Genomic DNA, 26,287 nt, shown 5'->3' on the forward strand with positions numbered 1-26,287 from the left:
GTAACTGCGTGAACTAAGGAACCGCCGTATACCGAACGGTACGTACGGTGGTGTGGGAGGTCGGCTACTCAACTAATGGGTAGCCTCCTACCCGATTAGAGATGCGGTCATAGCTTCAGGGCAAGCTGCAGCGTCCAAGTAACAAAATGCCTAAATAACGGACGCATATCGAAAAAAAAAGGCCCCGCCTTCCGGAGCGGATAGCGGAGCACTAGTAACTATTGGAATCAGCGTGTATGTAGAAGGTCTTCCTCTACAACGCCGCATTTTTTAGCCAGTGTAGGCCAGCTGACCAGGAACAGCCGCTCCCATTTCTCTTCGGGCAGACGTCCGAGCCATTCGGCAATCTGGTCGAGCTCCATGGCGCGCAGCTTGCTCATGGCCTCCTGCTTGTCGGCTTTGTGCGTCGTTGCGATCATACGTGAACCACCTCAATCTAAATTTTTCAACGAAACATATATATGCGGCTGCCGTATATTTTGTCACTGTTTTTTTTTTCGCTTTGTCAAGACGGCGCAAGCCGTTTATCGACACGCCGGCTTGGGGAAAATTTGAAAGAAGCGCTTGACGGCGGCGGACGGTATGCGCACAATGACAATATCCGCGGAAGCCAAGCTGGAACCGGGCGAAAATAGCGGCATAGAGAGGAGCTGGCGTATGACGGACGGAGCCGGATTGACGCTGCATATGGATAAATATGAGCTGAACATGGTATATGCGCACTGGGTGAACGGGACGCAGAACGAGCGGACGGCGTTCGAGGTGTCGTTCCGCAAGCTGCCGTTCGGCGGCGGCTACGCCGTTGCGGCGGGGCTCGAGCGCATCGTGCGCTATTTGGAGACGCTGCGCTTCGGCGACGAAGAGATCGCCTTTTTGCGGACGCAGGAGGAGAACTACCCTGAGGCGTTTCTCGAGGAGCTGCGGCGGTTTCGCTTCGAGGGCGACGTTTACGCCGTCCCGGAAGGCACGCTGGTGTTCGCGAACGAGCCGCTGCTGCGGGTGGAAGGCCGAGTGTTCGAAGCTCAGCTTGTGGAGACGGCGGTGCTGAACTTTTTGAACTACCAGACGCTCATCGCCACGAAAGCGTCGCGCGTCAAGCTGGCGGCGGGCGACGACGCCGTGCTCGAATTCGGCTCGCGCCGCGCGCAGGAGGCCGATGCGGCACTCTGGGGAGCCAGGGCGGCTTACATCGCCGGCTTCGCCGCGACGTCGAATTTGCTGGCAGGCATGCGGTTCGGCATCCCGGCAAGCGGCACGCACGCCCATTCGTGGGTACAGGCGCACGAGACGGAGGCGGAAGCGTTCGACCTGTACGCTCGGGCGCTGCCCGATCAGGTGACGCTGCTCGTCGATACGTACGATACGCTGCGCAGCGGCGTGCCGAACGCGATCCGCACGGCAAAACGGCTCGAAGCGATGGGGAAGCGGCTGAACGCGATCCGGCTCGACAGCGGCGATTTGTCGTACTTGTCGCAGCAGGCGCGGCGCATGCTCGACGAGGCGGGACTGCACTACGTCCGCATCGTCGCTTCGAACGACCTTGACGAAAACCTGATCGCCGATTTGAAAGCGCAGGGCGCGCGGATCGACGTATGGGGCGTCGGCACGCAGCTCATTACCGCCTTCGACCAGCCGGCGCTGGGCGGCGTGTACAAGCTGGTCGCTTTGGAGCGGGACGGCGCATGGGAGCCGGTTATCAAAATATCCGGCAATCCGGAGAAAGTAACGAATCCCGGCATCAAAGACGTGTACCGCATCGTCAGCCGCGAGACCTGCAAGGCGGTCGCCGACTACGTCGCCTTGCAGGAAGAGGACGACGTGAAACGCGGGGAGCCGCTCAAGCTGTTCGATCCCGTGCACCCGTATTTGTCGCAGACGATCCGCGACTATGACGCGCTGCCGCTGCTGCAGCCGGTCATCCGCGCGGGCAGACGGTGTACGAGCTGCCGTCGCTCGAAGCGGTGCGGGCTTATCACCAGGAGCAGCTGCAGCTGTTCTGGCCGCAATATTTGCGCCGCTTGAATCCGGAGACGTACCCGGTCGATCTGAGCGAGAGAGCGTGGCAGCTCAAGATGGAGATGATCCGGCGGCATCGGCTATAAAGGCAAATGCCTCTGTCACGGCGGTTGCCGCGGCGACAGAGGCATTTTACCGAACGAATATGAAAACGCAATCGTCATTAACAATTGTACGTATTGACAATTTGTAGTGATCAATAATACAATTCAAGTGTAATGTTACTACATTTCAGGCAAGGCGGAGGGATTGTATGCAAAGGAAATTTGGAAAGCTTTTTGTAACCGCTTTATTGGCGAGTGTGACGCTGGCCGGTTGCAGTCCGGCTCCGCAAAAACCGTCGCAGTCTACGCCTGCCGCCGGCGGCGCGGACGCCAAGAAAAACGATGCCGGGGGCGGCAGCAAGACCGACACGTCGGGAGGCGGCGCGAACGCGCTGGCATGGGACAAAACGGACGATCCTTCGTTAAAGTCGCAAACGCTTACAGCTCTCGTCGTCGACAATGACGGCACCATCACCAAAATGATGAAAAGGTTCACCGAAGATACCGGCATCCCCCTCAACGTAGTCGCCGTCGACTACAACTCCCTTTATACGAAAATTACGACGGCTGCTCTTTCGAATTCCTCCGACATCGACCTTGTCGAGATGGACACGATTTGGGCCGGACAATTCCTCAGCGGCAACATCGTCGAAGATTTGACGAACGTCGTGCCGCAAGATTACCAGAAGCAGTTTACGCAATCGTCTCTCAGCTCGGTCATGTACGGCGGCAAGCTGGCGGCAATGCCTTACTTCTCGAGCACGAAGCACTTCTATTGGAACAAAGACCTGCTCAAGAAGGCCGGCTACGACGCCCCTCCCAAGACGTGGACCGAATTCCGCGAAGTGTCCAAGAAGCTTACGCATGACGGCGTGTACGCGTCCGGCTGGTCGTGGAAGCAGGCGGAAGGCCTTAACTGCGACTTCGTCGGCATGGTGTACTCGTTCGGCGGCCAATTTTTCGACCAGAACAAAAACTTCAACGCCAATTCTCCGGGCGCGGTGAAAGCGCTTCAGTACATGTCCGATCTGATCAACGTCGACAAGACGGTCGATCCCGCCAGCCTGCAATGGACCGAAGACGACGTGAAGAACGCCTTCGAGGCCGGGAAAATCGCCATGATGTCCAACTGGGAAGGGATGTACCCGGAGCTGAACGATCCGTCCAAGTCCAAAGTCGTCGGCAAGACCGACGTAGGCCTCTTGCCGGGCGAAGGCAACGTCGTTTCCGCTTCGGTTACGGGCTCGGAAGGCATCTCGATCATGAAAACGAGCAAGCACAAACAGGCGGCGCTCGCTTTCCTGAAATGGATGAGCTCGGCCAAATTCCAGAAGCCGAACTTCACGGAAAGAGGCACGTACCCGGTTCTCCAGTCGCTATACAACGACGCGGACGTGAAGAAAGCCGACGAAACGAACACGATCGACAAAATTTTGGCGCAGTTCCAGTACGGCCAAAACCGCCCGAACGGACCCGGCTACGTCGAGTGGGCCGATATTTTGTCAGCCAAAGTGTTTGAGGCGATCGCCGGCCACCAGGCGCCGCAAGCCGCTCTTGACGAGGCGCAGAAAAAGATCGAGGAAGCGATCAAGAAGGCGAAATAAAACGAGTCGAGCGGTTAGCTGGCCCTAACCGCTCTTTCTTTCACACGCGTACAAGGAGGAGGCTTATGGGTAAACCGAGCAAAGCCGGGATCGTATCCTCCCTGCGGCTGAACCCAAGAGGCAGAAAAGATTTGCTGCTTGCCGTCATTTTGCTGCTGCCGACGGTCTATATATTGGCGAAGACGTTCATTTATCCGATCGTCCAGTCGCTAATCTGGAGCTTCTATAAATACAACCTGATGGACGGCTCGGATATCGAGTTCGTCGGCCTGCGCAATTACACGCAAATGTTCGGGCTGCACGAATTTTGGATTTCGATGCGGAATACGGCCTTCTTCACCGTATTCACCGTCGGCTTCGAGCTGCTGCTCGGCTTTTTCAGCGCGCTCCTGCTGAACCAGATGTTTCGCGGCAGACTGTTTTTCCGGGCGATCATTATCGTGCCGTGGGCGATGCTGACGCTCGTCAACGGCCTGATGTGGAATTGGATCTACCAGCCAGGCTACGGAGCGATGACGGTTGTGCTCCACAAGCTGCACTTGCTGCCGGCCGGCAGCAATCCGGTATGGCTGTCGAGCTCGCAAGGCATTATGTTTTTCGCCTCGATCGCCGACATTTGGAAAATGACGCCGTACATGACGCTGCTCTTGCTCGCCGGCCTGCAATCGCTTCCGGCATCGCTGTACGAGGCGGCGGTCATCGACGGTGCGGGCTTCTGGAAAAAAATATGGCATATCACCGTGCCACAGCTGATGCCGGCGATCATCGTAGCGATCGTGCTGCGCATCCTCGGCGCGTTCCGGGTATATGACATTTTGACCGTGTTTACGGGCGATCCGACGACATCGGTGTCCTATTTGACTTACAACTACGCGTTCCGTTATTTCTATTTGGGACGCGCGTCGGCCATGGCCTGGATCTCAACGATTTTCATCCTGATCCTGATCGTCATTTACATTCGCATGCTGAAGAAAAATTCGGAGCTCGAATAAAAAGGGGGCGGCAACAACGATGGCTAATCTGCTCCAGACGAATGCGCCTGCATCTTCCGCGGGGCGCAAAGCGCGCATGACCTCGAAATGGTTCAAGGCGGCGAGCCATGAGCTCATTCCTCCTTTTTATTTGTGGCTCGGGCTCATTCTATTGACCTTGTTTACGCTCGCTCCCGTCACGTATTTGCTGCTCTCCTCGCTCAGTCCGGCGAGCGAGCTGCTGAGCGGGCGCTTGATCCCGGCGACGCTCACCTTGATGAATTACGTCAGGCTGTTCCAAGGGCCGTCTGGTGCCGAATATGTGCATGCGCTGCGCAACAGCGTGGCCGTATCGGTATGGACGACGGTGTTTACGATCGGGATCGGGATATTTGCCGCCTACGCGCTGGCCAAAATCAAGTTTCCGCTGCGGACCACGTCGCTGTTCGCGATACTGGCGATGCAGCTGCTTCCATCGATCAGCATTATCGTGCCGATGTATATCATGATGCGGGAAGGCATTTCGATTTCGATTCCGTTCACCGGCATCGTCCTGTATCAATCGCCGCCGCTGCTCGATACGATCGCTGGTCTCGTTGTCGCTTACACGACATTTTCGCTGCCGTTTGCGGTGTGGCTCATGGCCGGCTATTTCCAGACGATTTCCAGGGAGCTGGAGGAAGCGGCTTATGTGGACGGCTGCGGGCGGATCGGCACGATGTTCCGCATCATTATTCCGCTTTCGCTGCCCGGCATCGCCGCTACCGCCATCTTCACCTTGCTGTCGGCCTGGGACGAATTTATTTTCGCCAGCGCGTTCACGCAGACGTTTGCCGCGAAGACGCTGCCGGTCGCGATCCGGGAGTTTATCGGACGGCACAGCATCGATTGGGGGCTCATGAATGCGGGCGGCTTCGTCGCTTCGCTGCCGCCGGTCATTTTGTCGCTGTTGTTATACCGTTATATCGTAGGCGGATTGTCAGCAGGAGGAGTAAAGGAGTAAAACGGGATGGCGTACATCATGGGGATGGATGGCGGCGGAAGCAAGACGTTCGCCGTCATAACGGATGAGGAAGGCCGCTTGCTGGGGCGCGGCGTTGCGGGGCCGGGCAACTATCAAGTATCCGGCCTTGTCGCCGTCGTAGCCAATTACCGCGCGGCCGCCGCCATGGCGCTGCAGCAAGCGGGGCTTCGGGCGGACGACATCGACTTTGTCCAATACGGTCTGGCAGGGGCCGACCGGCAGAAGGACTTCGGCATTTTGCTGCCGGCGCTCGCGCAGTTGCCGTTCCGGCATTGGGACTTGGTGTGCGATACGATGGAGGGCCTTCGCGCGGGCAGTCCGGATAACGTCGGCGTCGTCCTCGTTTGCGGATCCGGGACGAACGCGGCCGGCCGCAACCGCCAAGGGAAAGCGGTGCAAACGGGCGGCTTCGGCGAATTGTTCGGCGACCGCACCGGCGGCGGACATTTGGCCAAAGAAGCGTTCAGCTGCGCCGTGCGCTCGTGGGAGCTGCGCGAGATGCCTACGGCGCTTACGGATAAAATTCCGCAATATTTAGGGTACGCCAGCATGGAGGAGACGGTGAACCGCTTCCTCGACAACGATATTTACGAAGTCCCGCGGGATTTGGCCATTGTGCTTCACGAAGCGGCGGCGGAAGGCGACGAACTGTCCATCCGCCTGCTGCGGGAAGCGGGTAGAGAGCTGGGGCTGGCTGCCGTCTCCGTCATTCGCCGTCTCGGCGGCACAGGAACCATCGACGGCTTCGGGGACGAAACGATTCCGGTCGTGCTGATCGGGAGCGTCGTCCAGGAAGGGCGCAGCCCGCACCTGCTCGGCGCTTTGAGCGATACGATCGCAGCGGCATGCGACCGCTTCGAGCTCGTCATTCCGCGGGTCGCCCCGGTATACGGCGCGGTCATGCTGGCTATGGATCGCCTGAAGCTGCCCGTTACCGAGCAAATGATGGGCCGGTTCATCGAATATGGAGGTTATCGCTGATGAGAAAAAACAGCTTGAAAGTAGCCGTAATCGGCGGGGGATCGTCCTATACGCCCGAGCTGATCGAAGGGTTTATTCGCCATCACGGGACTTTCCCGGTGCAGGACTTGTATCTTGCCGATATCGAAGGGGGGCGGCACAAGCTCGACATCGTCGGGGCGCTTGCCCGGCGGATGATCGAAAAGGCTGGTGTGCCGATCCGCCTGCATACGACGCTCGACCGGCGCGAAGCGATCGGCGGGGCGGATTTCGTTCTGACGCAAATGCGGGTCGGCTTCCTGGAGGCGCGCAGCCGCGACGAGAAAATTCCGCTGAAGTACGGCTTGATCGGACAGGAGACGACCGGTGCCGGCGGCTTCGCCAAAGCGCTGCGCACGATCCCGGTCATTTTGGACATATGCCGGGACATCGAGGAGCTTGCGCCGGAAGCGTTCCTGATCAACTTTACGAACCCGGCCGGCCTCGTGACCGAAGCGGTGCTGAAGCATTCCCGCGTCAAAACGATGGGGCTGTGCAATTTGCCGATCGGCACGCGGATGCAAATCGCCGGGCTGTGCGGCGTCGACGTGTCCGAGATCGATATCGAAATGGCGGGCATCAACCATTTGACCTGGACGACCCGCATCGCCGTGGGCGGCACGGACATTACGGCGGAAGTGCTGAACAAGGCGGCCGGAGCCAAAGGGCTGACGATGAAAAATATTCCCGATTTCGGCTGGGACCCGGAATTTTTGCAATCCGTCGGGGCGCTCCCGTGCTCGTATCACAAATATTATTACATGAAGGAAAAAATGCTGGAGGACATGCTCGGTATGTTTCGCGACAAAGGCACGACCCGCGCCGACGACGTCAAGCAGGTCGAGGCCGAGCTGTTCGAGCTGTACAAAGACCCCGATCTGGCGATCAAGCCGCCGCAGCTGGAAAAACGGGGAGGCGCTTATTACTCCGAAGCGGCGGTGAACCTGATCAAATCGATCTACACCAATACGAGGGACATTCAAACCGTGAACGTGCGGAACAACGGGATCCTTCCGTTTCTGCCGGACGATGCGTCGGTCGAGGTCAATTGCGTCATCGATGCCGCAGGCGCGCATCCGCTGCAAATCATGGCGCCGATTCCGGCGCAAATCCGCGGCCTGCTGCAAATCGTCAAAGCGTATGAGGAGCTGACGGTGAAAGCCGCAGTCGCAGGGGATTATTCGGCCGGCCTGCAGGCGCTCACCTTGCACCCGCTAGTCGGCAGCTCGCAAGTGGCGAAACAATTGCTGGACGACATATTGGCCTCCAACCGGGACTATTTGCCGCAGTTTCAATGACGGTTTCAGCGGACGATTAACGGCAGGGCGGGAGGCGAGCGAATGGGCAAGCGTGCGGGAAGCGTAGCGGCCGGCATCGATATCGGCGGAACGAAGACGATGCTGATGCTCGCGGATGAAGACGGAATCATTCTCGATAAGCAAAAAGTTCCGACGCCGCAAGCGCCGGCGCCGGAACTTTTTTTCGCCGGTCTGATGGCCCGCCTCGACGAACGTTTGGCTGCGGTCGGCACGGACCGGACGGCGCTGGCCGCCGTCGGCATCGGGCTGCCGGGAGTGATCGACGTTCGCGCCGGCATCGCCGACAATTGCACGGCGCTCGGCTGGGGCCGGGTCGACGTGCAAGCGGAGATGCGCAAGCATGCCGCTTGTCCGGTCGTTGTCGAGAACGACGTGAACTTGGCAGCCCTCGGCGAAGGATGGCTGGGGGCGGCGAAGCAGGCCAGCGACTATTATTTGCTGTGCATCGGCACGGGGATCGGCAGCGCCATCGTCGCCGGCGGCGTTCTGCTGCGCGGCAGCCGGTTCGCCGCCGGCGAAGTCGGCTACTGGGTGCTGGACGATACGTATCCCGACGAATTCAGCCAAGACTACTCTTCTTTCGGCCGGCTGGAAAGCATTGCATCGGGACCGGGCATTGCCGCCAGAGCCCGGCAGGCGTTGGCTTCGTTTGCCGGGAGGACGGTGCTGCGGGAACGGTGCGGGGGCGCGGCGGAACGGCTGACCGCCGGCGACGTGCTCCAGGCTGCGGCGGAAGGAGACGCTTTGGCTGCGGACATCGTCCGGCAGCCGCTGCGGCAGCTCGCGATGGCTGCGGCTAACGCCGCTTCTTTGCTCAATCCGGAATTGATTGTGATCGGGGGAGGGGTTGCGGATTCCTCCCCTCATCTGTGCAGCGAGCTGCAGCGCCTGGCGGAGCCGCTTTCGCCCAATCCGGTGCGGATCGTTCCGGCCGAGATGGGGAACGAAGCCGGCGCGGCCGGGGCCCTGTATGCGGCGCTGCGTTACAGAAAGGAGCGATAGCATGGAAACGATCGACATTCGGCCCGCCGCGACGCTGGGCGAATTGGAGCAAGCGTACGACCTTTGGGCTTCCGTATTTCCGGAAAACCGTTCATTTTTCCAGCTGCGGCTGGATCACGATTCCGCCTATCGTCTGGAGACGACCTGGATCGCTATGGTGGACGGCACGATTGCCAGCAGCGTGCAAATTTTTCCGTATGAGATGCGTTGGGGGACGGTAGCGCTCAAGGTGGGCGGCATCGGCAACGTGGCCACTTTGCCGGAGTATCGGAGCCGCGGACTGGCGCAGCGGCTGCTGCGCCGGCAGAGCGAGTATATGGCTTCGCAAGGGTACGATTTGTCGCTTTTGTTTACCGATAAGTATTCGTTCTACGAGCAGATTGGCTGGCGTTCGATCGCTGACTCGCTTTTGGCAACGGACGCCTCGTCCCTGAAGGGGGATGGGGTCGCAGCGCAGCAGGAAACATACCGGATTCGCCGCTACGAGGAAACGTCGGATTTGGCGCAGGTGAGCCGGATGTACGAGCAATTTGCCGACGGCATGACGGGGCCGATGCTGCGCACGTTGGATTATTGGCGGGGGCAGTCGGCGTGGCGGGCCGTTCCTCCGGAAAAGTTTCTGGTCGCGGAAAGCGGGGGCGAACTCGCCGCCTATTTGCGCTATAAGCTTACGAAAACAGGCGATTTGCACATCGCGGATTGCTGCTATTTGCCGGGCCGCGGAGAGGCGGCCGGCTTGCTCCTGCAGGCTGCGCTTCAGGCGGAGAGCGAAGCGGCGAAAGTCACGGCGCACTTGCCTGAAGGCCACTTCCTGCATGACGGCTTGCTGCGCAGGGGAGCGAGCGTCGAAACGGACATGAGTAAAATGTGGAAGCCGTTTCGTCTGGCGGATACGCTCGGCAAAATGGCGCCGGAGCTGGCGCGCCGCATCCGGAGCGCCGGTGCGGCGGGCGGCAGCCCGCAGCTGCCGGTGCAGCTGCTGCTTACCGTCGGGAATGAGGAGGCGGTCGTCTGCATCCGCGAAGACGGAGCCGAGGTGCTGCCTGCGGCGCAATCGGTCCGTTACAACGTCGCCATAACGTTAAGCGACAGCGAATGGGTGACGCTGCTGCTCAAAGGCTGCGATGCACTCAAGCGGCAGCTCCCCGCCGGCAGCGAATACGTTCGGGCGCTTTTTCCCCGCCAGACTTACGTGTTTTGGCCAGTCGACCATTTTTAAGCGGAGGGATACCAGGTGAAACCTGTAAAAATTGTCATTATCGGCGCAGGCAGCGTCAGCTTCGGCACAGGCGCGCTGCGCGATGCGGTCCAATGCCGGGACCTTAGAGGCTCCAAGCTCGTGCTGGTCGACATTCACCCCGGCAACCTGGAGCTGATTACGAAGCTGGCGAAGCGTATGAATGAGGAAGCGGGAGCGGGGCTCGTCATCGAGAGCACGACCGACCGGCTCGAGGCGCTGCCGGAAGCGGATTTCGTCATCACTTCGATAGCCGTAAGGCGCGATGAACTGTGGCAGAAAGATTGGCAAATTCCGCGCTCGTACGGCATCAAGCAAGTGCTCGGCGAGAACGGCGGCCCCGGCGGCTTGTCGCATGCACTGCGCAACATCCCGATCATTTTGGACGTATGCCGCGACATGGAGAAGCTGTGCCCGAATGCGTGGCTTATCAATTTCAGCAATCCGGAAAGCCGGATCATTATGGCCGTCAGCAAGTACACGAGCGTCAAAGCGGTCGGCTTGTGCCACGGCGTGCCGATGGGGCGCAACCGGGTCGCGCAAATGATCGGGCGAAAAGGGGCGGAGCTCGACGTCAAGGCGGCGGGGGTCAATCATCTCGTTTGGCTCATGGATGTGCGCGATGCGGCGACGGGGGAAGATTTGTATCCGCTCATCAGGCAGAAGGAGGCCGAGCTGCCTGCGGACGACGTCGGCTTGTACGGCCACGATCCGCTGTCGCGGGCGATGTTCCGGCACTTCGGCTATTGGCCGTGCCCGACCGACGACCATATCGGCGAATATTTGCCGTATGCCGGCGAAGTTGTCGGTTATGAGGGGTATGACTTCGAGGCCGCCGACCGGCACCGCGAAAAGACGTGGGTGCGCATCCGGCAGCTCGCCGCCGGGGAAGGGGAGCTCGGCGATTTACTGACGGAGCCTTCCGGCGAATGCGCTTTTCAGATTATCGCAGCCATTGCCGGCAATAAAAACGAATACGTCCTCGCCGTCAATATCCCGAACCGGGGATGCATTACCAACCTGGCAGCGGATGCGATCGTGGAAGTGCCTGCGCTCGTGAGCGGCTACGGCATTCAAGGGCTGACGATGGGCGAGCTGCCTGACGGAATTGCCGCGCTATGCTCGATGCAGGTCAACATCCAGCGTTTGTGCGTAGAGGCCGCCGTCCGCGGCGACCGAAACAGTGCGCTGCAAGCGCTGCTCGTCGATCCTGTCGTCGACAGCCTGGACGGGGCCGTTCGTATGCTGGATGAATTGCTAACTGTCCACAAACCGGTGCTGCCGCTGTTTCATAAATAACGATGTGACGTTTAGTAGGTGCGTTCGATCGTGAAATTTTGCAAATCGCCGCGGAATACCGCATAGTTGTATTCGACAAGAGTATTGTCCTGCAAATAGGTGAAGGTGCGCATTTGCATGCAAGGCGCACCTTCCTTGATGTTTAACAACCGGCTGGCGGTTTTGTCGGCAAGGATTGGCTTGAGCTGTTCTACCGTGCGGTGCACCTTCATGTTATATTTGAGCTCCAGCAGCTTGAACAAGGAGCCTTCGTTGTCGTTATATTCGTTGGCAAGCCCCGGAGCGAGGCTCCAGGGAATAAAGGACCGCTCGTACAGCAGCGGCTCGTTGTCGGCATAGCGGACCCGCAGCAAATGGGTGACGGGCGATTTCAACGGAATTTGCAAAATCTCGTCGAGCGGCGATTCGATCGGGATGACGCTCGATTCGATCAGCTTCGTCTTCGGCTCCTGTCCGGCATGCAGCACGACGTCGGCATAGCTGTGCGGCTGCGTGACCCAGTGCTGGACTTCCTTTCTTTTGACGAACGTGCCCCGGCCCTGGATTCTTTCCAGCATTCCCTCGAGCTCAAGCTCGTGCAGGGCGAGCCGAATCGTCGTCCGGCTTACTTTATATTGCGCGCACAGCTCGTTTTCGGTCGGGATTTTTTCGCCGATCGGATACGTTCCCGCTTGAATTTGCTTCAGCAAATTTTCTTTGATGATAAAATACATGGAGTTCTGCGATCTTTTTGTCACTACAAAGTTCCTCCTGTACAGGCTCCTCTGCAAACATTATATCATCGAATTTACATAGATAGAATAATAAATATTGAACTGATGCCGCGATAAATGTTACGTTAGTAATCGATCCGTGATGGCGGAATTTGTAATAACAAATGCAGGAGCGCGTCCTAGCCGCGGATGGGGAGGGCTTCTACAGTGAAAAGTATGAGTGCCTTTTATTTTTTGTACTACCTTGCTCTTTCTTCTTTTTTTCCCTACTTCAGCATGTATTTGAGCGACAAAGGCATGAGCCCGACGGCGCTTGGCTCATTTTATCGCTGTTCTCGTTCGTAGGCGTCGTCGCCCAGCCGGTGATGGGCATGCTGAACGACCGGCAGCGCGATCGGCGGAGCATGCTGCTCGTATGCGCCGTCGTGGCGCCGATCGTTGCGCTTGGGTATAACTTCGGCAGCGGCTATGCTGTTATCATCGTTTTGACCGTGCTGCTGTCGTGGTTCCAATCGTCGTCGGGGTCGCTGGCCGATGCTTTTGCGATCGAGATTGCGAATAAGGAAGGGTTTTCGTTCGGCAGCGTCCGGCTGTGGGGGGCGTTAAGCTTTTCGCTGGGGACGTTCGTTACCGGATTCGCGTACGAAAAGTTCGGTTACGACAAAAGCATGTACGCGTATTTCGCACTAAGCGTGTTCGTTGTCGTGACGATGCTGTTGTTCCCAAAGATGAAGCCCGGCGGCCACAAGTTTTCCCTGTTCCATCAGACGAAGCGGGTGCTGCTGCACCGGCGGTTTATGCTGTTCGTGGGCATCAGCTTCCTGCTCACGTTCGCTTCGGCCGTCAATTTTTATTTCCTTCCGATTTATTTCAAGGAAATGGCCTTCGACAAAAGCTGGATCGGCACCGCGTATACGATCGCCGCACTCATCGAGGTTCCGATGTTTTGGCTCTCGGCGCGGCTGAACCGGCGGATCGGCAGAACGTACATGCTGGCAGTCTCCGCGCTTGCCTTCGCGCTCAAATGCCTGGTGCTGGCCTTCAGCCATCACGTGTACATCGTACTGGCCGTACAGCTGCTCGACGGCATTTCGTACGCTTTCTTCGCCGGAGCGGCGGTGGAAACGGTCGATGCGCTTTCCGACGAAGCGGCGAAAGCGACGTTCCAGACCGTGTACGCTGCCGTTACATCCGGGCTCGGCGGCATTATCGGCACGGCTGCGGGGGGAGTGATCGTCGATCTGTTGGGAGCGGCTACGCTTTACTTATTCCTGTTCGTGCTGTGCCTGCTATCGGCGGTCGGGTTCGTTGCCGCAAGAGGAGAGTTCCGCAGTCCGGGCTCGCCGCATAGCGGCGTACCGTTATGACAGCCGGACACGTGCAAGTTCTATCGCTGTACTGCCGTGCAGTGAGGCTAAGGTATCGTCCTCTGGCCTGGGAGTGCGAAACTTTTTTTCGTATGGCGGGTATAATTGTATGAACGTTCACAAAATTTGCTAATAGAACCATGCTGCAATGCCGATATCATATATGTAACCGCTGCATTATTCGGACATTAGGGGATGAGGTACTTATGCTAAAGAGAATATGGAGAGCTTTGACCGATAAAGAGCAGCCTCATAAAGAGAAGGAACCGAAAGAATACCGCAAGCTCGAAATCGAAGCGACGATCAAGTGCTACGTATCCGACATCGACCGTCCGTTTCGCCTGCATATGAAAGTGCTGGACAAAGGGTCGTTTTTCACCAAAGATATTTTCATCAAGAACGCCGACGAGCGGGCCCGCTACGAGCTGTTCTACAACTATTCGACGCTTGGCATGGGCATGGAGGAGCTGGAGCGGTACGGCGCGACCGACGACGCCGAATACTGCTTCGCTACGCTGGAAGAGGCGAAGAAGGTGAAGGAAGCGACGGCGCAGTACATCCGCTTCCTCTCTCGCGAGCACCAGGAGTCGGTGAAGAGCAAGCAAAAAATATCGTAATCCGCGCGAATGAAGACGCCGCCCCGAGTGCCGGGGACGGCGTTTTTTTGTATGCGTCAGAGCCTGTATGAAATAATGATAAATTGCAGCCAACGAAAGCGAAACGAAGAGGTGAACAGCCGTCTGATCAAATAAAGGCCAAAAAGTATGCTGGCTATAAGGATGGCGGTCAGCATAGGTATGTGTTTACAGTTAATCTGAGCATCGTTTGGATGATCTGGTCGCCTCGGAACTTGTCTTTATAATCAAACTTTCTTTTGCTGTAAGCGGAACCAGCATGGTAAGATGTTGGCCGATAGAGAAAAAAAAGGAAGCCCTGTTAGGGGCTGAAGGAGGGAGAAAGCCGAATGCAATCCAATTCCGCATCCGCTGCACCGCTGGAGGGCGCCTTTAGCGAAACGCAGACCGTGTCGTTCGACTTGAAAAAAACGGTGCCCTGGATTTTGTTCGTTATTTTTTTCGGAGTGCTGAACGAGACGGTGTTCAACGTCTCTACGCCCAAAATTGCCGAACAATACGCGCTGCAGCCGTCGGGAGTGAGCTGGGTTGTGACCAGCTTCATCCTTACTTTCGGCATCGGCTCTGTCATTTACGGCAAGCTGTCCGACATGATCAGCTTGAAGAAGCTGATCACGATCGGAATGCTCATCTATAATGTCGCTTCGCTGCTCGGGTTCGCGCTGCAAGCGTCGTACCCGCTCGTCATTGCCGCCCGAGCGCTGCAAGGCGCCGGAGCAGCCGCCATTCCGGCGCTGATTATGGTCATCATCGTCCGCTATTTCCGCGTGGAGGACCGCGGCAAAGTGTTCGGCATGCTGAATTCGACCGCCGCCTTCAGCGTCGGCGTCGGGCCGGTCATCGGCGGCTTCATCTCGAGCCGGCTGCACTGGTCGCTCTTGTTCCTGCTGCCGCTGTTCACCCTCATCGCCATCGCCTTTTTCCGCCGGGTGCTGCCGGACGAAGCGCCGAAGCCGGGCAAAGTCGACATTCCCGGAGCGGTGCTGCTGGCGCTCGGGCTCGGCCTCCTCATTTTGTATTTGACCGATACCCGCCCGTATTATCTTATCGTCAGCCTGGCGCTGCTGCTCTGGTTCGGGCTGCACATCCGCCGCGCCGAAGAGCCTTTCATCGACCCTTCGCTGTTCGCCAAGCGCAAATTCATCCGCGGCGTTCTGGCCGGCTTTATTTTGTTCTGCACCGTGATGGGCATCATGTTCGTCATTCCGCTCATGCTGAACGGCGTGCACGGCCTGTCGACCGGAGCGATCGGCTGGATCTTGTTCCCGGGCGCCATCAGCGCCGTCGTCTTCGGCACAGTGGGAGGCACTCTCGCCGACCGCCGCGGCAACCCGTTCGTCGTCTATGTCGGGCTCGGCCTCCTGACCGCCAGCCTTGTGCTGATGTCGGCACTCGCGGGACAGACGCCTTGGCTCACGTCGGGAGCGCTGCTTCTTACGTACGTCGGCTTCTCGTTCATTCAGACCGCACTCGCCAACAGCGTATCGCAGACGCTCGCGCCGGAGGAAACCGGCGTCGGCATGGGCCTGTTCAATCTCGTCGGCTTTCTATCCGGCGCAGTCGGCACGGCGCTAGTCGGCAAAGTGCTTGACAAGAGGCTGCTCGACTTCTCGCTGCTGCCGACCGTGACGCTGCCGTCGGCGTTTCTGTACAGCAATTTGCCGCTTGTGTTCGCCGTCGTCATTTTGCTGGGCGGAGCGGTCTACACATCGGCGTATCGGCGCGGTTAAGTTCCTGCGGCCGCTTATCCCGGCGGGTCTCGTGCTTGTATTCACCTATATGCTGACGAACGACAAGCTCGGGATTGAAGCAAGAAGAGGCATAACGGCCGCCAAGCCAAAAATGGAGCCAAGGACACGCTAGGTCCTTGGCTCCATTTTATATGAGCGAATTGCCTGCGTTCGGCGCGTACTGTTATAATCGAACTATTCTCGACTAGATTCGGGCTGGGAGGAGCTGAAATCGATGCGCCAGTATTTGGAGTTGCTGCAGGACATTTTGGATAACGGCGTGCGCAAGGAAGACCGGACCGGGACGGGGACGCTGTCGGTGTTCGGGCGGCAGATGCGGTTTGATCTGAGCGCCGGGTTCCCGCTCGTGACGACGAAGAAGCTGCACCTTCGCTCGATTATTCACGAGCTGCTCTGGTTTTTGAGCGGGGACACGAACATTCGCTATTTGAAGGAAAACAAAGTGTCGATTTGGGACGAGTGGGCTGACGAGAACGGCGATCTGGGGCCCGTGTACGGCTCGCAGTGGCGCTCGTGGCCGGCCCCGGACGGCAGGAAGATCGACCAGATTGCCGGCGTTATCGACCAGATCAAGCGCAATCCCGATTCGCGCCGGCTGCTTGTGACCGCTTGGAATCCCGCCGAAGTGGACAAAATGGCGCTGCCGCCGTGCCACTTCGCGTTTCAGTTTTACGTCGCGGGCGGCAAGCTCTCTTGCATGCTGACGATGCGATCGGTAGACACGTTCCTCGGGCTGCCGTTCAACATCGCCAGCTACGCGCTGCTCACGCATATGGTGGCGCAGCAGTGCGATCTTGGCGTCGGCGACTTCATCTGGTCCGGCGGCGACACGCACATTTACTCCAACCATCTGGAGCAGGTGAAGCTGCAGCTTACGCGCGAGCCGCATCCGCTGCCGCAGCTGGTTATCAAGCGCAAGCCGGGGACGATTTTTGACTATAAGTACGAAGATTCGAGATCGTCGGCTACGAGCATCATCCGGCGATCAAGGGCGAGGTGGCCGTATGACGATTTCGTTGCTGCTGGCGATGGATCGCAATCGCGGCATCGGCGTTGACAACAAGCTGCCTTGGCGGCTGCCGGCCGACCTCGCCTACTTCAAGCGACTGACCACGGGGCATACGGTGCTCATGGGCAGGCGTACCTACGAGTCGATCGGCAAGCCGCTGCCGAACCGCCACAACGTTGTCGTGACGCGCGACCGCAGCTACCGTGCGGAAGGATGCGAAATCGTTCACGATCTGGAGGAAGCGTTGCGGCGGTACGAGGGCAAGGGCGGGGACGAGCTGTTCGTCATCGGCGGCGGGGAAATTTTTAACGCGGCGCTGCCGGTCGCGGATAAGCTGTACATTACGTACATCGATCACGAGTTTGCCGCCGACACGTTTTTTCCGGCCGTGGACGAGAACGCGTGGCAGCTTGTGTCGCGGGAGCCGGGCGTGAAGGACGAGCGCAATCCTTACGACTACGAGTTCCGGGTATACGAGCGCAGGATCGACTGACTTGATTTCGGCGTCGGGGCGGGCGCATAATGGACAGGTCGATGATGAATGGGAGGGAATGGAATGAAATATTTTGCAGTGTTTTTGCCGATGCTGGACGTAGAGAAGAGCCAGACGTATCGTCCGGAGCATTTGGAGTATTTGGAGGCCAGAGCCAAGGAGGGCAAAATTTTTGCCCGCGGCAAGTTCGCCGACGGCTGGGGCGGGATGGTCATTTATCGGGCGAACTCGCTGGCGGAAGTGCAGGAGATGGTCGACGAGGACCCCTACATCGTGCAAAAGGCGAGAACGTACGAAATCCACGAGTGGGACATGCTGCTCAGCGAATAAACGGAATGGAAAGGGCCGCTTCGGCGTTTGTCGAGGGGGTTCTTTTTTTGTTGCGGAAAGTTGACAAAAGAAACATAAGTTAATATACTTTTGTTAGCTAGTTCGATTGCGAGTTCCATGAGTGAAGGATGGGGCTCCGTCAGCGAAGCACAAGCTTCGGCAATTGCATAAGTCGCGCCTTTATTTCCATGGAACGCGCAATTCGATTCAGACACTCATTTTATTCCATTGGAGGGCATCATCAAGATGAAAATCGTTGCAATCGTAGGAAGCATCCGCAAAGATTCGCTTAACCGCAAACTCGCGGAACATGTGAAAAATCGTTATCAAGACAAGTTCGAAATGGAAATTTTGACGCTGAACGAGCTTCCGATGTACAACCAGGACATTGAGAACGATCCGCCGGAAGCGGTCAGAACGTTTAAAAACAAAGTAAAAGAAGCGGACGCGGTGCTCTGGGTAACGCCCGAATACAATGCGACGATTCCGGGCGTATTGGCAAATGCGATCGACTGGCTGTCTCGCGTGGACAAAGTCATGATCGGAAAGCCGTCGTGGATTATGGGCGCTTCGATGGGGCAGCTCGGCACGGTGAAGGCTCAGGCTGTTTTGCGCACGGTCCTGTTCGCGATGGGACTATCCTCTCCGCTTCTGCCGGGCAATGAAGTGTATGTCGGTGCCGCGCATGAAAAATTCGACGCTTCGGGCCGCCTGATCCACGAACCGACGATTACATTTTTGGACGGAGTCGTGGACAACTTTATCGCATGGTATCGCAAGTACCACGGCTAAGCCGCGGCAAGCGGTGAAATCAAATAAACGCAAAAAAGCCGTACTTTCCGCATAGCGCGGAAAAGTACGGCTTTTTTTGCTGTTGCCGAAGGGAAGGAAGCGGCTACGGTGCTGGTGCGGACCTTTGGCAAGCTGACTCGGCGTCAGCCGCAATCCGGAGGCGTTCCGAGCCGGTCCCCCACGTTACGCCCGCCGCCGGCGCAGCAGCGCCACGATAAGCGCCAGCGCGCCAAGAATGACGCCGACGATCGATAGCGCCAGCGGCAGCGTGGAGCCGGCCGTTCCGGCCGCGGCTGCAGCGGCGTTTTGCCCGGTGTCGTGACCGCCGTGCGCGTCGGCACCGGCCGGCTTGGCGGCTACTTTAGTGACGGACGCCGGTTTGTCCGAGCCTGCTGCGCCGACCCATTCTGCGACAGAGCCGTCCTTGTACGTCTGGTAAGCTTTCCATGTAATCGCGGTCGCCTTGTCGCTTACTTTCCCCTGCATGTTGAATTCGGCGAACTCCGTCGGCGAAAGCCCATCGCCCTGCGCCGTCCAGACGACGCTCGTAATGGCGCCCGTCGCGTCCTTGGTCGTCTGATACGTCCAGCCGGGCTTAGGCTCGAAGCGGCTGATCGTCACTTCGGCAGGGTTGAATCGAACCTCCACCTTGACGGTGCTGGAGTTTTGGCTTTCCGACGGCACCCGCACGGTAAATTTTTCGTACGAGCCCTGCGTCGTTTGCTGCGGATATACGACGACGTGGGCGCTGGCCACCCCGGCCCACAGCAGCAAGCCGCACAAACATAGCGCGGTTAACCATCCTGTTTTTCTCATCGACTTCAAGCTCCTTTTCCTGCAGGCGAAGCCGCACCGCAGGCGCGATGCTCCGCTCGATAGTTCCGTTACTCATCCTACCCGAAAATAGGTGCCGGCAACATGGCTCGGCCGGGCTATTTTGTCCCGGAATGTTGTCCGAACTGTGTCCAGCCTTGGCGGATGGCGTAAGCGGTCAGCTGCACGCGGTTGTGCAGCCCGAGCTTGTCGAGAATGTTCTTCATATGATTTTTGACCGTGTTCTCGGAAATAAAGAGGCGCTCGGCGATTTCGCGGTTGCCGAGCCCGGCGGCGACAAGCGCGGCGAGCTCCTGCTCGCGGGGAGTGAGCGGCGCCCGCGGGCTGTCCGTCTCCGCCGCCTCGCCGGTTGTTTTGAACCGCTGGAACAGCTTGTCCGCCAGCTGCCTCGGCACTTCGGCGTTGTCGTCGAGAAGGGCGAGCAAGTAGGCCGACCATTCGTCCGGGTTCATATTTTTCAGCAAGTAGCCTTGGGCCCCGTATTGGATCGCAGTGAACAGATCGGCTACGGCGTCGGATACCGTCAGCATCACGACCCGGACGTGCGGGTAGCGCTGTTTCACCAGACGGGTCGCCTCCAAGCCGTTCAGCTCCGGCATGTTCAGGTCCATCAGCACGACGTCGGGCTGCAGCTCGCCGCACAGGCGCACCGCTTCCGCACCGCCCTCCGCTTCGCCGACGACGGAGAAGGCCGGTTCGGCGTCCAGCACGGTGCGTACCGCGCGCCGCGCGAGCGGGTGGTCGTCGGCGATGAGAATGCGATACCTGTTCATCTGCGTTCCCCCTTCCGGCTTTTGCGCAGCGTCAGCTTCGTGCCCGCGCCGTCCGCTTGCAGCGGCGCCAGCTCGAACGAGGCGCCGAGCTCCTGCGCGCGCTTGCGCATGAGCTCCAGCCCATAGCGATCCTTTGCCGCCGCAACGGGTGCTGGGTTGCCGCCGGCACCGTCATCCGCTCCGGCCCCTTCGCCGTCTGCTCTGGCTTCGCTGCCCGCCCTGACACTTCCGTCCGTTCCGGCCTCTCCAACTTTCCCGGCGCCGCTGACGCCGGCGAGCCCGATCCCGTCGTCCGCAATTTCCAGCTGCCACGCCGCCGGCGCCGCGCGGCGTGCAGCGAGAGCCGGGCCGCCGACGCATGCGAATGCTTGCGAATGTTCGTGAACGCCTCTTGCACGACGGCGAACAGCTGCAGCTCTTCATCGCGCCGCAACGCTCCGTCCGCCACCGCGATGTCTGTCTTCGCTTCAATGCCGCTGAGCGCGCTCCAGTCGCGCACCCAGGCGGCAAGACGAGCTGCGAAGCCGATCGGCTCGTCAGGCGGCGTGCGCAAGTTAAAGATCGCCTGCCTGACGTGCTGATCGGCGTCGGCCACGGCGGCGCGGGCATCCTCCAGCTTGCCTTGCTTCAGCATCACTTGGGCGAAAAACAGCGTCTGCGCGATCGTATCGTGAAGCTCGCGGGCAAGCCGCTCCCGGTCTTCGTACACGGCGCGCTTCGCTTCTTCCTCGGCGAGCAGGCGGTTAATATACTCGATGCGGCGGAACACCCAAGCGGCGAACATATATGCCAGCAGCAAAGTGAGCAGCGTCATGTACAAGTTGCCGGTTTCCATGGACAAGTAATGCTCGAACCAATCGTGGCGGGCGTATTCGAAGCCGCCGATCAGCAGCGTCGGCAAGGCGACGGTAAGCAGCTTCAGCTGGCGCAAAGACATGGCGGTCACGCACCTCGGTCGTTTTTTTTCTGCGTCGGAAGCGGCGGCCGGGCCTATACCCGGCCGGCTCCGCTGCGGCAAGCGCGCTTGTCCGCAAGGACGGCGCAAGCCGCTTCCTCTCGGCCATTGTAGCATAAAACGCGGGTTCCGGTCTTCTCCCGAACCCCGCAAGTATGGTAAAGTAAAATAGTTGATTTTCCAGACATAACCGGACCGACCGGAACGGATCGGGGAGGGAGGAACCATTTTGTTCAAACAGCTGCTCGCTCGCCAAAAGCACTGGGCGGGCTATGCCGCCGTCGTGCTGCTTCTTCACATAGTCGGCCTCGGGCTTCTCATCCAGGTCGCCCGAACGCACCCAAGCTTGTGGGGGATCGGCGTTCTGGCCTATACGCTGGGGTTGCGGCACGCGTTCGACGTCGACCATATCGCCGCCATCGACAATACGGTACGAAAGCTCGTGCAGCAAGGAAAAAGCGGTCACGGCATCGGCTTCTATTTCTCGCTCGGACATTCGACTGTCGTGTTTTTGCTCGCCGTCGCCATGGCGCTGTCCGTCAAATGGGTGGAAAAGGAGCTGCCGCAATTCCAAAGCATCGGCGGCATCGTCGGCGCTTCGGTGTCGGGAACGTTCCTGCTCGTGATCGGCGTGCTCAATTTGCTCATCCTGTTCAATCTGATCAAGCTGTTTCTCGAATACCGCCGCGGCCGCCATCCGGCTGACGAGTTCGAGAAGCTGCTCGACTCGCGCGGCTTTTTCGCCCGTCTGATCAAGCCGCTGTACCGGTTCATCCAGCGCAGCTGGCACGTGTACCCGCTCGGCTTTTTGTTCGGGCTCGGCTTCGATACTGCCAGCGAGATCGCTGTGCTCGCCATCTCGGCCGGCGCGGCTAAAGATGCGATCCCGTTTGCCGGCATCGTTTCGTTTCCGATATTGTTCGCCGCCGGGATGAGCCTCATGGATACGGCCGACGGCATATTTATGACGACCGCGTACCGCTGGGCGTTCGCCACGCCGCTGCGCAAGCTTTACTACAACTTGACCGTAACTGCGCTTGCCGTCGTGGCCGCGCTGCTCATCGGACTGACCGAGCTGGCGCAAGTCGTTTCCGAGCAGTTCGGCATGGAAGGCCGCTTCTGGAGCTGGCTGCAAGACATCAGCTTCGATCTGCTCGGCTACATGCTGGTAGCCGCCTTTGTCCTGGCGTGGGCGATTTCCTACGGCGTATGGAAGTGGCTCCGCATCGAGGAGCGCAGCCATTCGCCGAAACCGAACGTGGAAGCTTGATAGAACTGCCGCAACGTGAAAAACGGGTCCGCTGCCGTGGCTGGCAGCGGACCCGTTTTTGCCCTCGCATCGTGCGTCTGCGCTACACACGAAACGACTGAACGACTTTATGCAGCTCGTCCGCCAGTCCGTTCAGCGCAGCGGAGGAGGCGCCGATCTGATCGAGCGCCGCGAGCGAATGTTGCGTGGCGGCGAATACTTGCTCCGCATGCTCCGAGCTGAGCTGCGCGATATGCAGCAGCTCCTGCGACGATGCCAGCACCTGCTGCGAGCCGGCCGACATTTGCTGGACGGTGGCGGACACCGACTCGATCTGGCCCATGACGGCCTCGATCTGTTCGCGGATGCCGGCGAATGCGGCCCCGGCTTCGTGCGCTGCCCGCGCGCCTTCGCTCGCCTTGCCGGCGTTGCTTGTCATATCCCGAACAAGACGCTGCGTGTCGTCCCGGATTTCGACGATGAGATCGGATACTTTCACGGCTGCGGCCGACGTTTGTTCGGCCAGCTTCTTCACTTCCGCCGCGACGACGCCGAATCCTTTGCCGTGCTCGCCGGCCCGCGCCGCCTCGATGGAAGCGTTCAAGGCGAGCAAATTGGTTTGCTGAGCGATAGTCGTAATGAGCTCGATGACGGAGTCGATCTCTTGCATTTTGTTTCCGAGCCGGGCGATGCCGGCAGCCGTCTCCTGCACGCCGGCCGACAGCCCTTCGATCGTTCCCACCGTGCGCGTAACGACAGCGACGCCGCTTTCCGCTTTGACCGCCGCTTCCGTCGATGCCGAGGACACCGCTTCGCTGCCGGAAGCGATTTGCTGAATGCCGGCCGTCATCTCTTCCATCGAACGCGTCGTCTCGTGAATGCTGCGCAGCTGTGTCCGGAATCCTTCCTGAATGCCTTGCATCGCTGCCGCCGTCGCCGATCCGGCGGTGCGGGCGTGCTCGGCTCCGCGGTTCATCGCCGAGGCGGAACCGGCCACGTGCTCGGACGACTGGCGAATTTCCCCGATCAGCCGCCGCAGGCGGCGACCATGTCGTTGACGGCGGCCCCCAGCTGGGATGCTTCGCCGCGCCCTTTGGCGGCAAGCGGTTCGACGAGCAAATCGCCTTCCGCCACGCGCCGCGCCGCATCGACCGCCTTGCGGATCGGGCCAACGATAAGCCGGGCCACGATGTAGCCGAGCGACAACGAGAGCAGCACGGCGGCGGCCGCGATCGCGATCAGGAACGAGACGGCCTGCTTCGCCGCCGCGCTGTTGTCGGCTTTCGTCTTCGCCGCCAGCGTGGTGTTCTGATCGGCCATGGCGCTCAAATCGTCGTTCAGCTGATTCAGAAACTTGCTGAACGTCCCGTACAGCGCAATGCCGTCCTGCTTGCGGCCATTCGTCAGCAAAAAGATGATTTTGGCCCGCTGTTCGTTGAATTTGTCCTTCTCCTCGCTCAGCTTCGTGAAGGCGCTTTCGGGGAGGAACGATTTCGCGTTCTCGAACAGCTGCTTGATCTGGACGTCGCGCTGCTCGATATCCCGCATCGTCGCTTCGTTCTGCGCCTTATCGTCCTGCACCATCAGCAGGGCGATGTCGGCCTCGATCGCGATGTTGTGCACGCGCAGCGCGTTCAGGTCGCGAATCGGCACGAGCCGCCCGTCGTACAAGCCGTCGACACGCTCGTTCGCAGCCGTTAAATACCGGTAGCCGGTGAAACCGACGGCTCCGATGCAAAGCGACATGAAGGCGACGAGAATGAGCAGCTTTTGTTTGATCGTAGCATGGTGCAAAATGGCCATAACGGAAATCCCCTTTACGATTGGAATATTTGACCAGCGATCAATAAATGCGTGCAAAACGGGCGGGAACAGGCTGTCTCCTTGCATGGGTCGTCCGATATAAGTAAAATGTGAAAAGCGCGCGCCATTGCCGGTTTTCCGGCAACTGCGGATGGGACCCGCCCGCCGGGGTGCGGGCGAACTGAACGGGATGCGGCGTGGTGCCAGCTTATGTATCGCGCGGCGCACTTCCTGTGAGCGGCCCGTTTGGTAGGGCCTGAGTATGTGCATCGAAAGTTGCATCTATGAAATGACCCTATTATACAGCATGGCGGTGCGGGGGCGGAAGAGGTTTCTCTGCATAATTTGCGTTGCGCGTGGGAGCCGAAGTAAGCGGTTTCAGGAAACGAAGTAAACAGGGCAATGTTAAATTTCGATGAACGGTTTTTCGTAAAGGATTATTGCCGATGCTTGTCGAATAGTTGTAAGGCGCTACCGCAAATTAATCTAAAGGGTGGAAAGTTGGTCCAGCATGATCCAGTTTCAGAACGTTTCCAAAGTGTATCCGAACGGTACGATCGGATTGAAAAACATCAATTTGACGATTAAGCCGGGCGAGTTCGTCGTCATCGTCGGCCTGTCGGGTGCGGGCAAATCGACGCTGCTCCGCTCCATCAACCGGCTGCACGAAATTACCGACGGCCACATCCTTATCGACGGCAAGTCGATTACTGCCGCGAAGGGCAAAGAGCTGCTGCGGATGCGTCGCGACATAGGCATGATTTTCCAAAGCTTCAATCTGGTCAAGCGCTCTTCCGTGCTCCGCAACGTATTGTCCGGCCGCGTCGGGTATCATTCCACTTTGCGCATGCTGCTCGGCATGTTTCCGCAGCACGACGTCGATCTCGCCCTTAAGGCGCTGGAACGGGTCAATATCCGGGAGAAAGCGTTCTCGCGCGCCGACGAATTGTCCGGCGGTCAGCAGCAGCGCGTATCGATTGCCCGGGCGCTTGCGCAAGAGGCGAAAATCATTCTCGCCGACGAGCCGGTCGCCTCGCTCGATCCGCTCACGACCCGCCAGGTCATGGACGACCTGAAGCGCATCAACCAGGAGCTAGGCATCACGACGATCGTGAACTTGCACTTTATCGACCTGGCCCGCGAATACGCCACCCGCATCATCGGCCTGCGCGCCGGCGAGCTCGTATATGACGGCCCTGTCGCCGAAGCGACGGACGAAGTGTTCGGCCAAATTTACGGCCGCGCGATCAAGCAGGACGAGCTGTTAGGAGGGGCAGGGCATTGAAATCGGCCACTGCGGCCGTACGGCCGCCCCGCACGAAGCTGTATGTCACCGTTCTGATCTTGCTCGCGTTCTTGATCGGAAGCGCCGTGCAGACGGATGCGACCGTTCCCGAGCTTATCCGGGGCATTCCGGAGATCGCCCGGTTTATCGCCGAGATGTTTCCGCCGGACTGGGCGTTTTTTCAAAAAATTTGGAAGCCGATGGCCGAGACGCTGCAAATGTCGATTCTCGGCACGCTTATCGGCGCGCTGTTTGCGTATCCGCTCGCGCTGCTTGCGGCCCGCAACGTAACGAAGACGCCGTGGCTGTCCGTACCGGCGCGGCTTATCATGAATTTGTGCCGCACGATTCCGGATTTGCTGTATGCGGCTCTGTTCGCCATCATCGTCGGCTTCGGGCCGACGGCCGGTACGCTGGCGCTCGTCTTTTTCACGTTCGGCATTTTGTCGAAGCTCGCTTACGAGTCGACGGAAGCGATCGACCCGGGTCCGCTCGAAGCGATGACGGCAGTCGGCGCGAACAAGCTGAAATGGATCCGCTTCGGCGTGCTGCCGCAAGTGGCGCCGACCTACTTGGCGCACCTGCTGTACACGTTCGAGATCAGCATCCGCGCTTCGTCGATACTCGGTCTCGTCGGCGCCGGCGGCATCGGCTTGCTGCTGAAAAACACGCTTGACCTGTTCCGCTACGATCAGGCGTGCAGCATCGTCATTTACACGCTCATCGTCGTCATTATCATCGAAACGGTCAGCACCCGTTTCCGTACTTATCTGCTAAAAGGCG

The 26,287-nt window shown here is 59.0% G+C and carries 23 protein-coding genes and 3 pseudogenes; 19 read left to right on the forward strand and 7 right to left on the reverse strand.

Annotated features, from left to right (window positions below; translation table 11 throughout):
• Window positions 1-227: 227 nt before the first annotated feature.
• On the reverse strand, window positions 228-419 hold the full coding sequence (locus SD70_RS21585) for a hypothetical protein (protein ID WP_041049631.1): 192 nt from the start codon (window positions 417-419) through the stop codon (window positions 228-230).
• 238 nt (window positions 420-657) lie between these two features.
• Between SD70_RS21585 and SD70_RS21590 the strand changes: the two are divergent.
• The 9 genes and pseudogenes from SD70_RS21590 (at window position 658) to SD70_RS21630 (ending at window position 11,515) form a co-directional block, all read left to right on the forward strand.
• Window positions 658-2,102, forward strand: a pseudogene (locus tag SD70_RS21590) (nicotinate phosphoribosyltransferase).
• Between the two features lie 167 nt (window positions 2,103-2,269).
• On the forward strand, window positions 2,270-3,664 hold the full coding sequence (locus SD70_RS21595) for an extracellular solute-binding protein (protein ID WP_041049632.1): 1,395 nt from the start codon (window positions 2,270-2,272) through the stop codon (window positions 3,662-3,664).
• Window positions 3,665-3,729: 65 nt separating this feature from the next.
• Window positions 3,730-4,656: a carbohydrate ABC transporter permease gene (locus tag SD70_RS21600; protein WP_052487727.1), complete on the forward strand. Its 927-nt coding sequence runs from the start codon at window positions 3,730-3,732 to the stop codon at window positions 4,654-4,656.
• A gap of 19 nt (window positions 4,657-4,675) precedes the next feature.
• Window positions 4,676-5,638, forward strand: a complete 963-nt coding sequence (locus tag SD70_RS21605; protein ID WP_052487728.1) for a carbohydrate ABC transporter permease — start codon at window positions 4,676-4,678, stop codon at window positions 5,636-5,638.
• Window positions 5,639-5,644: 6 nt separating this feature from the next.
• Window positions 5,645-6,640 carry an N-acetylglucosamine kinase gene (locus SD70_RS21610; RefSeq protein WP_041049634.1) on the forward strand — a complete coding sequence of 332 codons (996 nt, stop codon included), beginning with the start codon at window positions 5,645-5,647 and terminating at the stop codon, window positions 6,638-6,640.
• A complete protein-coding gene (locus tag SD70_RS21615; RefSeq protein WP_041049636.1) occupies window positions 6,640-7,956 on the forward strand; it encodes a 6-phospho-beta-glucosidase in 1,317 nt (438 codons plus the stop codon). The genes SD70_RS21610 and SD70_RS21615 overlap by 1 nt, the downstream gene beginning before the upstream one ends.
• 42 nt (window positions 7,957-7,998) lie before the next feature.
• Window positions 7,999-8,979, forward strand: coding sequence for an ROK family protein (locus SD70_RS21620; protein WP_041049637.1), 981 nt, complete (start codon window positions 7,999-8,001; stop codon window positions 8,977-8,979).
• 1 nt (window position 8,980) lies between these two features.
• On the forward strand, window positions 8,981-10,198 hold the full coding sequence (locus tag SD70_RS21625; RefSeq protein WP_041049639.1) for a GNAT family N-acetyltransferase: 1,218 nt from the start codon (window positions 8,981-8,983) through the stop codon (window positions 10,196-10,198).
• 15 nt (window positions 10,199-10,213) lie between these two features.
• A complete protein-coding gene (locus SD70_RS21630; protein ID WP_041049641.1) occupies window positions 10,214-11,515 on the forward strand; it encodes a family 4 glycosyl hydrolase in 1,302 nt (433 codons plus the stop codon).
• A gap of 11 nt (window positions 11,516-11,526) precedes the next feature.
• Here the strand turns inward: SD70_RS21630 and SD70_RS21635 are convergent, their stop codons facing one another.
• Window positions 11,527-12,252: a GntR family transcriptional regulator gene (locus SD70_RS21635; RefSeq protein WP_082053550.1), complete on the reverse strand. Its 726-nt coding sequence runs from the start codon at window positions 12,250-12,252 to the stop codon at window positions 11,527-11,529.
• 140 nt (window positions 12,253-12,392) lie between these two features.
• On the opposite strand from SD70_RS21635, the gene SD70_RS21640 reads away from it, so the two are divergent.
• From SD70_RS21640 to SD70_RS21670, 7 genes and pseudogenes are all read left to right on the forward strand, one after another.
• Window positions 12,393-13,595 (forward strand): MFS transporter, encoded by a 1,203-nt coding sequence (locus SD70_RS21640; RefSeq protein ID WP_082053551.1) that lies wholly within the window; start codon window positions 12,393-12,395, stop codon window positions 13,593-13,595.
• Window positions 13,596-13,801: 206 nt separating this feature from the next.
• Complete coding sequence (locus tag SD70_RS21645; RefSeq protein WP_156158127.1) at window positions 13,802-14,212, forward strand: hypothetical protein; 411 nt, start codon at window positions 13,802-13,804, stop codon at window positions 14,210-14,212.
• 347 nt (window positions 14,213-14,559) lie between these two features.
• Complete coding sequence (locus SD70_RS21650; RefSeq protein ID WP_041049646.1) at window positions 14,560-15,960, forward strand: MFS transporter; 1,401 nt, start codon at window positions 14,560-14,562, stop codon at window positions 15,958-15,960.
• Between the two features lie 235 nt (window positions 15,961-16,195).
• A pseudogene (thyA, locus tag SD70_RS21655) lies at window positions 16,196-16,989 on the forward strand (thymidylate synthase).
• On the forward strand, window positions 16,986-17,483 hold the full coding sequence (locus SD70_RS21660; protein WP_041049647.1) for a dihydrofolate reductase: 498 nt from the start codon (window positions 16,986-16,988) through the stop codon (window positions 17,481-17,483). The pseudogene thyA and the gene SD70_RS21660 overlap by 4 nt, the downstream one beginning before the upstream one ends.
• Before the next feature lie 63 nt (window positions 17,484-17,546).
• Window positions 17,547-17,813 carry a YciI family protein gene (locus SD70_RS21665; protein WP_041049648.1) on the forward strand — a complete coding sequence of 89 codons (267 nt, stop codon included), beginning with the start codon at window positions 17,547-17,549 and terminating at the stop codon, window positions 17,811-17,813.
• Window positions 17,814-18,059: 246 nt separating this feature from the next.
• Window positions 18,060-18,605, forward strand: coding sequence for an NADPH-dependent FMN reductase (locus SD70_RS21670; protein WP_041049649.1), 546 nt, complete (start codon window positions 18,060-18,062; stop codon window positions 18,603-18,605).
• Window positions 18,606-18,788: 183 nt separating this feature from the next.
• Here SD70_RS21670 and SD70_RS21675 read toward each other — a convergent pair whose 3' ends face one another.
• The 3 genes from SD70_RS21675 to SD70_RS37110 all read right to left on the reverse strand — a co-directional run bounded on the left by SD70_RS21675 (window position 18,789) and on the right by SD70_RS37110 (window position 21,149).
• On the reverse strand, window positions 18,789-19,421 hold the full coding sequence (locus SD70_RS21675; protein WP_041049650.1) for a YcnI family copper-binding membrane protein: 633 nt from the start codon (window positions 19,419-19,421) through the stop codon (window positions 18,789-18,791).
• A 116-nt stretch (window positions 19,422-19,537) separates the two neighbouring features.
• Window positions 19,538-20,212: a response regulator gene (locus SD70_RS21680; protein ID WP_041049652.1), complete on the reverse strand. Its 675-nt coding sequence runs from the start codon at window positions 20,210-20,212 to the stop codon at window positions 19,538-19,540.
• A 31-nt stretch (window positions 20,213-20,243) separates the two neighbouring features.
• Window positions 20,244-21,149 carry a sensor histidine kinase gene (locus SD70_RS37110; RefSeq protein WP_052487729.1) on the reverse strand — a complete coding sequence of 302 codons (906 nt, stop codon included), beginning with the start codon at window positions 21,147-21,149 and terminating at the stop codon, window positions 20,244-20,246.
• Between the two features lie 247 nt (window positions 21,150-21,396).
• Here SD70_RS37110 and SD70_RS21690 point away from each other — a divergent pair, with 247 nt between their 5' ends.
• On the forward strand, window positions 21,397-22,437 hold the full coding sequence (locus tag SD70_RS21690) for a HoxN/HupN/NixA family nickel/cobalt transporter (RefSeq protein ID WP_231571385.1): 1,041 nt from the start codon (window positions 21,397-21,399) through the stop codon (window positions 22,435-22,437).
• Between the two features lie 82 nt (window positions 22,438-22,519).
• Here the strand turns inward: SD70_RS21690 and SD70_RS21695 are convergent, their stop codons facing one another.
• Both SD70_RS21695 and SD70_RS21700 read right to left on the reverse strand, forming a co-directional pair.
• Window positions 22,520-23,392, reverse strand: coding sequence for a methyl-accepting chemotaxis protein (locus SD70_RS21695; RefSeq protein ID WP_156158128.1), 873 nt, complete (start codon window positions 23,390-23,392; stop codon window positions 22,520-22,522).
• Between the two features lie 50 nt (window positions 23,393-23,442).
• Entirely contained in the window at window positions 23,443-24,219 is a 777-nt protein-coding gene (locus SD70_RS21700; RefSeq protein WP_041049654.1) for an MCP four helix bundle domain-containing protein, read from the reverse strand.
• Between the two features lie 511 nt (window positions 24,220-24,730).
• Here SD70_RS21700 and phnC point away from each other — a divergent pair.
• Both phnC and phnE read left to right on the forward strand, forming a co-directional pair.
• Window positions 24,731-25,504 (forward strand): phosphonate ABC transporter ATP-binding protein, encoded by a 774-nt coding sequence (gene phnC / locus SD70_RS21705; protein WP_041049655.1) that lies wholly within the window; start codon window positions 24,731-24,733, stop codon window positions 25,502-25,504.
• Window positions 25,501-26,265: pseudogene (gene phnE, locus SD70_RS35175) on the forward strand (phosphonate ABC transporter, permease protein PhnE); the annotation flags it as partial. The gene phnC and the pseudogene phnE, both read left to right, overlap by 4 nt.
• Between the last annotated feature and the right edge of the window lie 22 nt (window positions 26,266-26,287).

The sequence above is a fragment of the Gordoniibacillus kamchatkensis genome (assembly GCF_000829455.1).
Taxonomy (GTDB): Bacteria; Bacillota; Bacilli; order Paenibacillales; family NBRC-103111; genus Gordoniibacillus; species Gordoniibacillus kamchatkensis.

What these genes read in the sequence shown, in the direction of transcription:
- SD70_RS21585 (WP_041049631.1), bottom strand. Translation starts at nt 419, where the DNA reads ATGATCGCAACGACGCACAAAGCCGACAAGCAGGAGGCCATGAGCAAG.
- SD70_RS21595 (WP_041049632.1), top strand. Translation starts at nt 2,270, where the DNA reads ATGCAAAGGAAATTTGGAAAGCTTTTTGTAACCGCTTTATTGGCGAGT.
- SD70_RS21600 (WP_052487727.1), top strand. Translation starts at nt 3,730, where the DNA reads ATGGGTAAACCGAGCAAAGCCGGGATCGTATCCTCCCTGCGGCTGAAC.
- SD70_RS21605 (WP_052487728.1), top strand. Translation starts at nt 4,676, where the DNA reads ATGGCTAATCTGCTCCAGACGAATGCGCCTGCATCTTCCGCGGGGCGC.
- SD70_RS21610 (WP_041049634.1), top strand. Translation starts at nt 5,645, where the DNA reads ATGGCGTACATCATGGGGATGGATGGCGGCGGAAGCAAGACGTTCGCC.
- SD70_RS21615 (WP_041049636.1), top strand. Translation starts at nt 6,640, where the DNA reads ATGAGAAAAAACAGCTTGAAAGTAGCCGTAATCGGCGGGGGATCGTCC.
- SD70_RS21620 (WP_041049637.1), top strand. Translation starts at nt 7,999, where the DNA reads ATGGGCAAGCGTGCGGGAAGCGTAGCGGCCGGCATCGATATCGGCGGA.
- SD70_RS21625 (WP_041049639.1), top strand. Translation starts at nt 8,981, where the DNA reads ATGGAAACGATCGACATTCGGCCCGCCGCGACGCTGGGCGAATTGGAG.
- SD70_RS21640 (WP_082053551.1), top strand. Translation starts at nt 12,393, where the DNA reads ATGCAGGAGCGCGTCCTAGCCGCGGATGGGGAGGGCTTCTACAGTGAA.
- SD70_RS21645 (WP_156158127.1), top strand. Translation starts at nt 13,802, where the DNA reads ATGCTAAAGAGAATATGGAGAGCTTTGACCGATAAAGAGCAGCCTCAT.
- SD70_RS21650 (WP_041049646.1), top strand. Translation starts at nt 14,560, where the DNA reads ATGCAATCCAATTCCGCATCCGCTGCACCGCTGGAGGGCGCCTTTAGC.
- SD70_RS21660 (WP_041049647.1), top strand. Translation starts at nt 16,986, where the DNA reads ATGACGATTTCGTTGCTGCTGGCGATGGATCGCAATCGCGGCATCGGC.
- SD70_RS21665 (WP_041049648.1), top strand. Translation starts at nt 17,547, where the DNA reads ATGAAATATTTTGCAGTGTTTTTGCCGATGCTGGACGTAGAGAAGAGC.
- SD70_RS21670 (WP_041049649.1), top strand. Translation starts at nt 18,060, where the DNA reads ATGAAAATCGTTGCAATCGTAGGAAGCATCCGCAAAGATTCGCTTAAC.
- SD70_RS21675 (WP_041049650.1), bottom strand. Translation starts at nt 19,421, where the DNA reads ATGAGAAAAACAGGATGGTTAACCGCGCTATGTTTGTGCGGCTTGCTG.
- SD70_RS21680 (WP_041049652.1), bottom strand. Translation starts at nt 20,212, where the DNA reads ATGAACAGGTATCGCATTCTCATCGCCGACGACCACCCGCTCGCGCGG.
- SD70_RS37110 (WP_052487729.1), bottom strand. Translation starts at nt 21,149, where the DNA reads ATGTCTTTGCGCCAGCTGAAGCTGCTTACCGTCGCCTTGCCGACGCTG.
- SD70_RS21695 (WP_156158128.1), bottom strand. Translation starts at nt 23,392, where the DNA reads ATGAACCGCGGAGCCGAGCACGCCCGCACCGCCGGATCGGCGACGGCG.
- SD70_RS21700 (WP_041049654.1), bottom strand. Translation starts at nt 24,219, where the DNA reads ATGGCCATTTTGCACCATGCTACGATCAAACAAAAGCTGCTCATTCTC.
- phnC (WP_041049655.1), top strand. Translation starts at nt 24,731, where the DNA reads ATGATCCAGTTTCAGAACGTTTCCAAAGTGTATCCGAACGGTACGATC.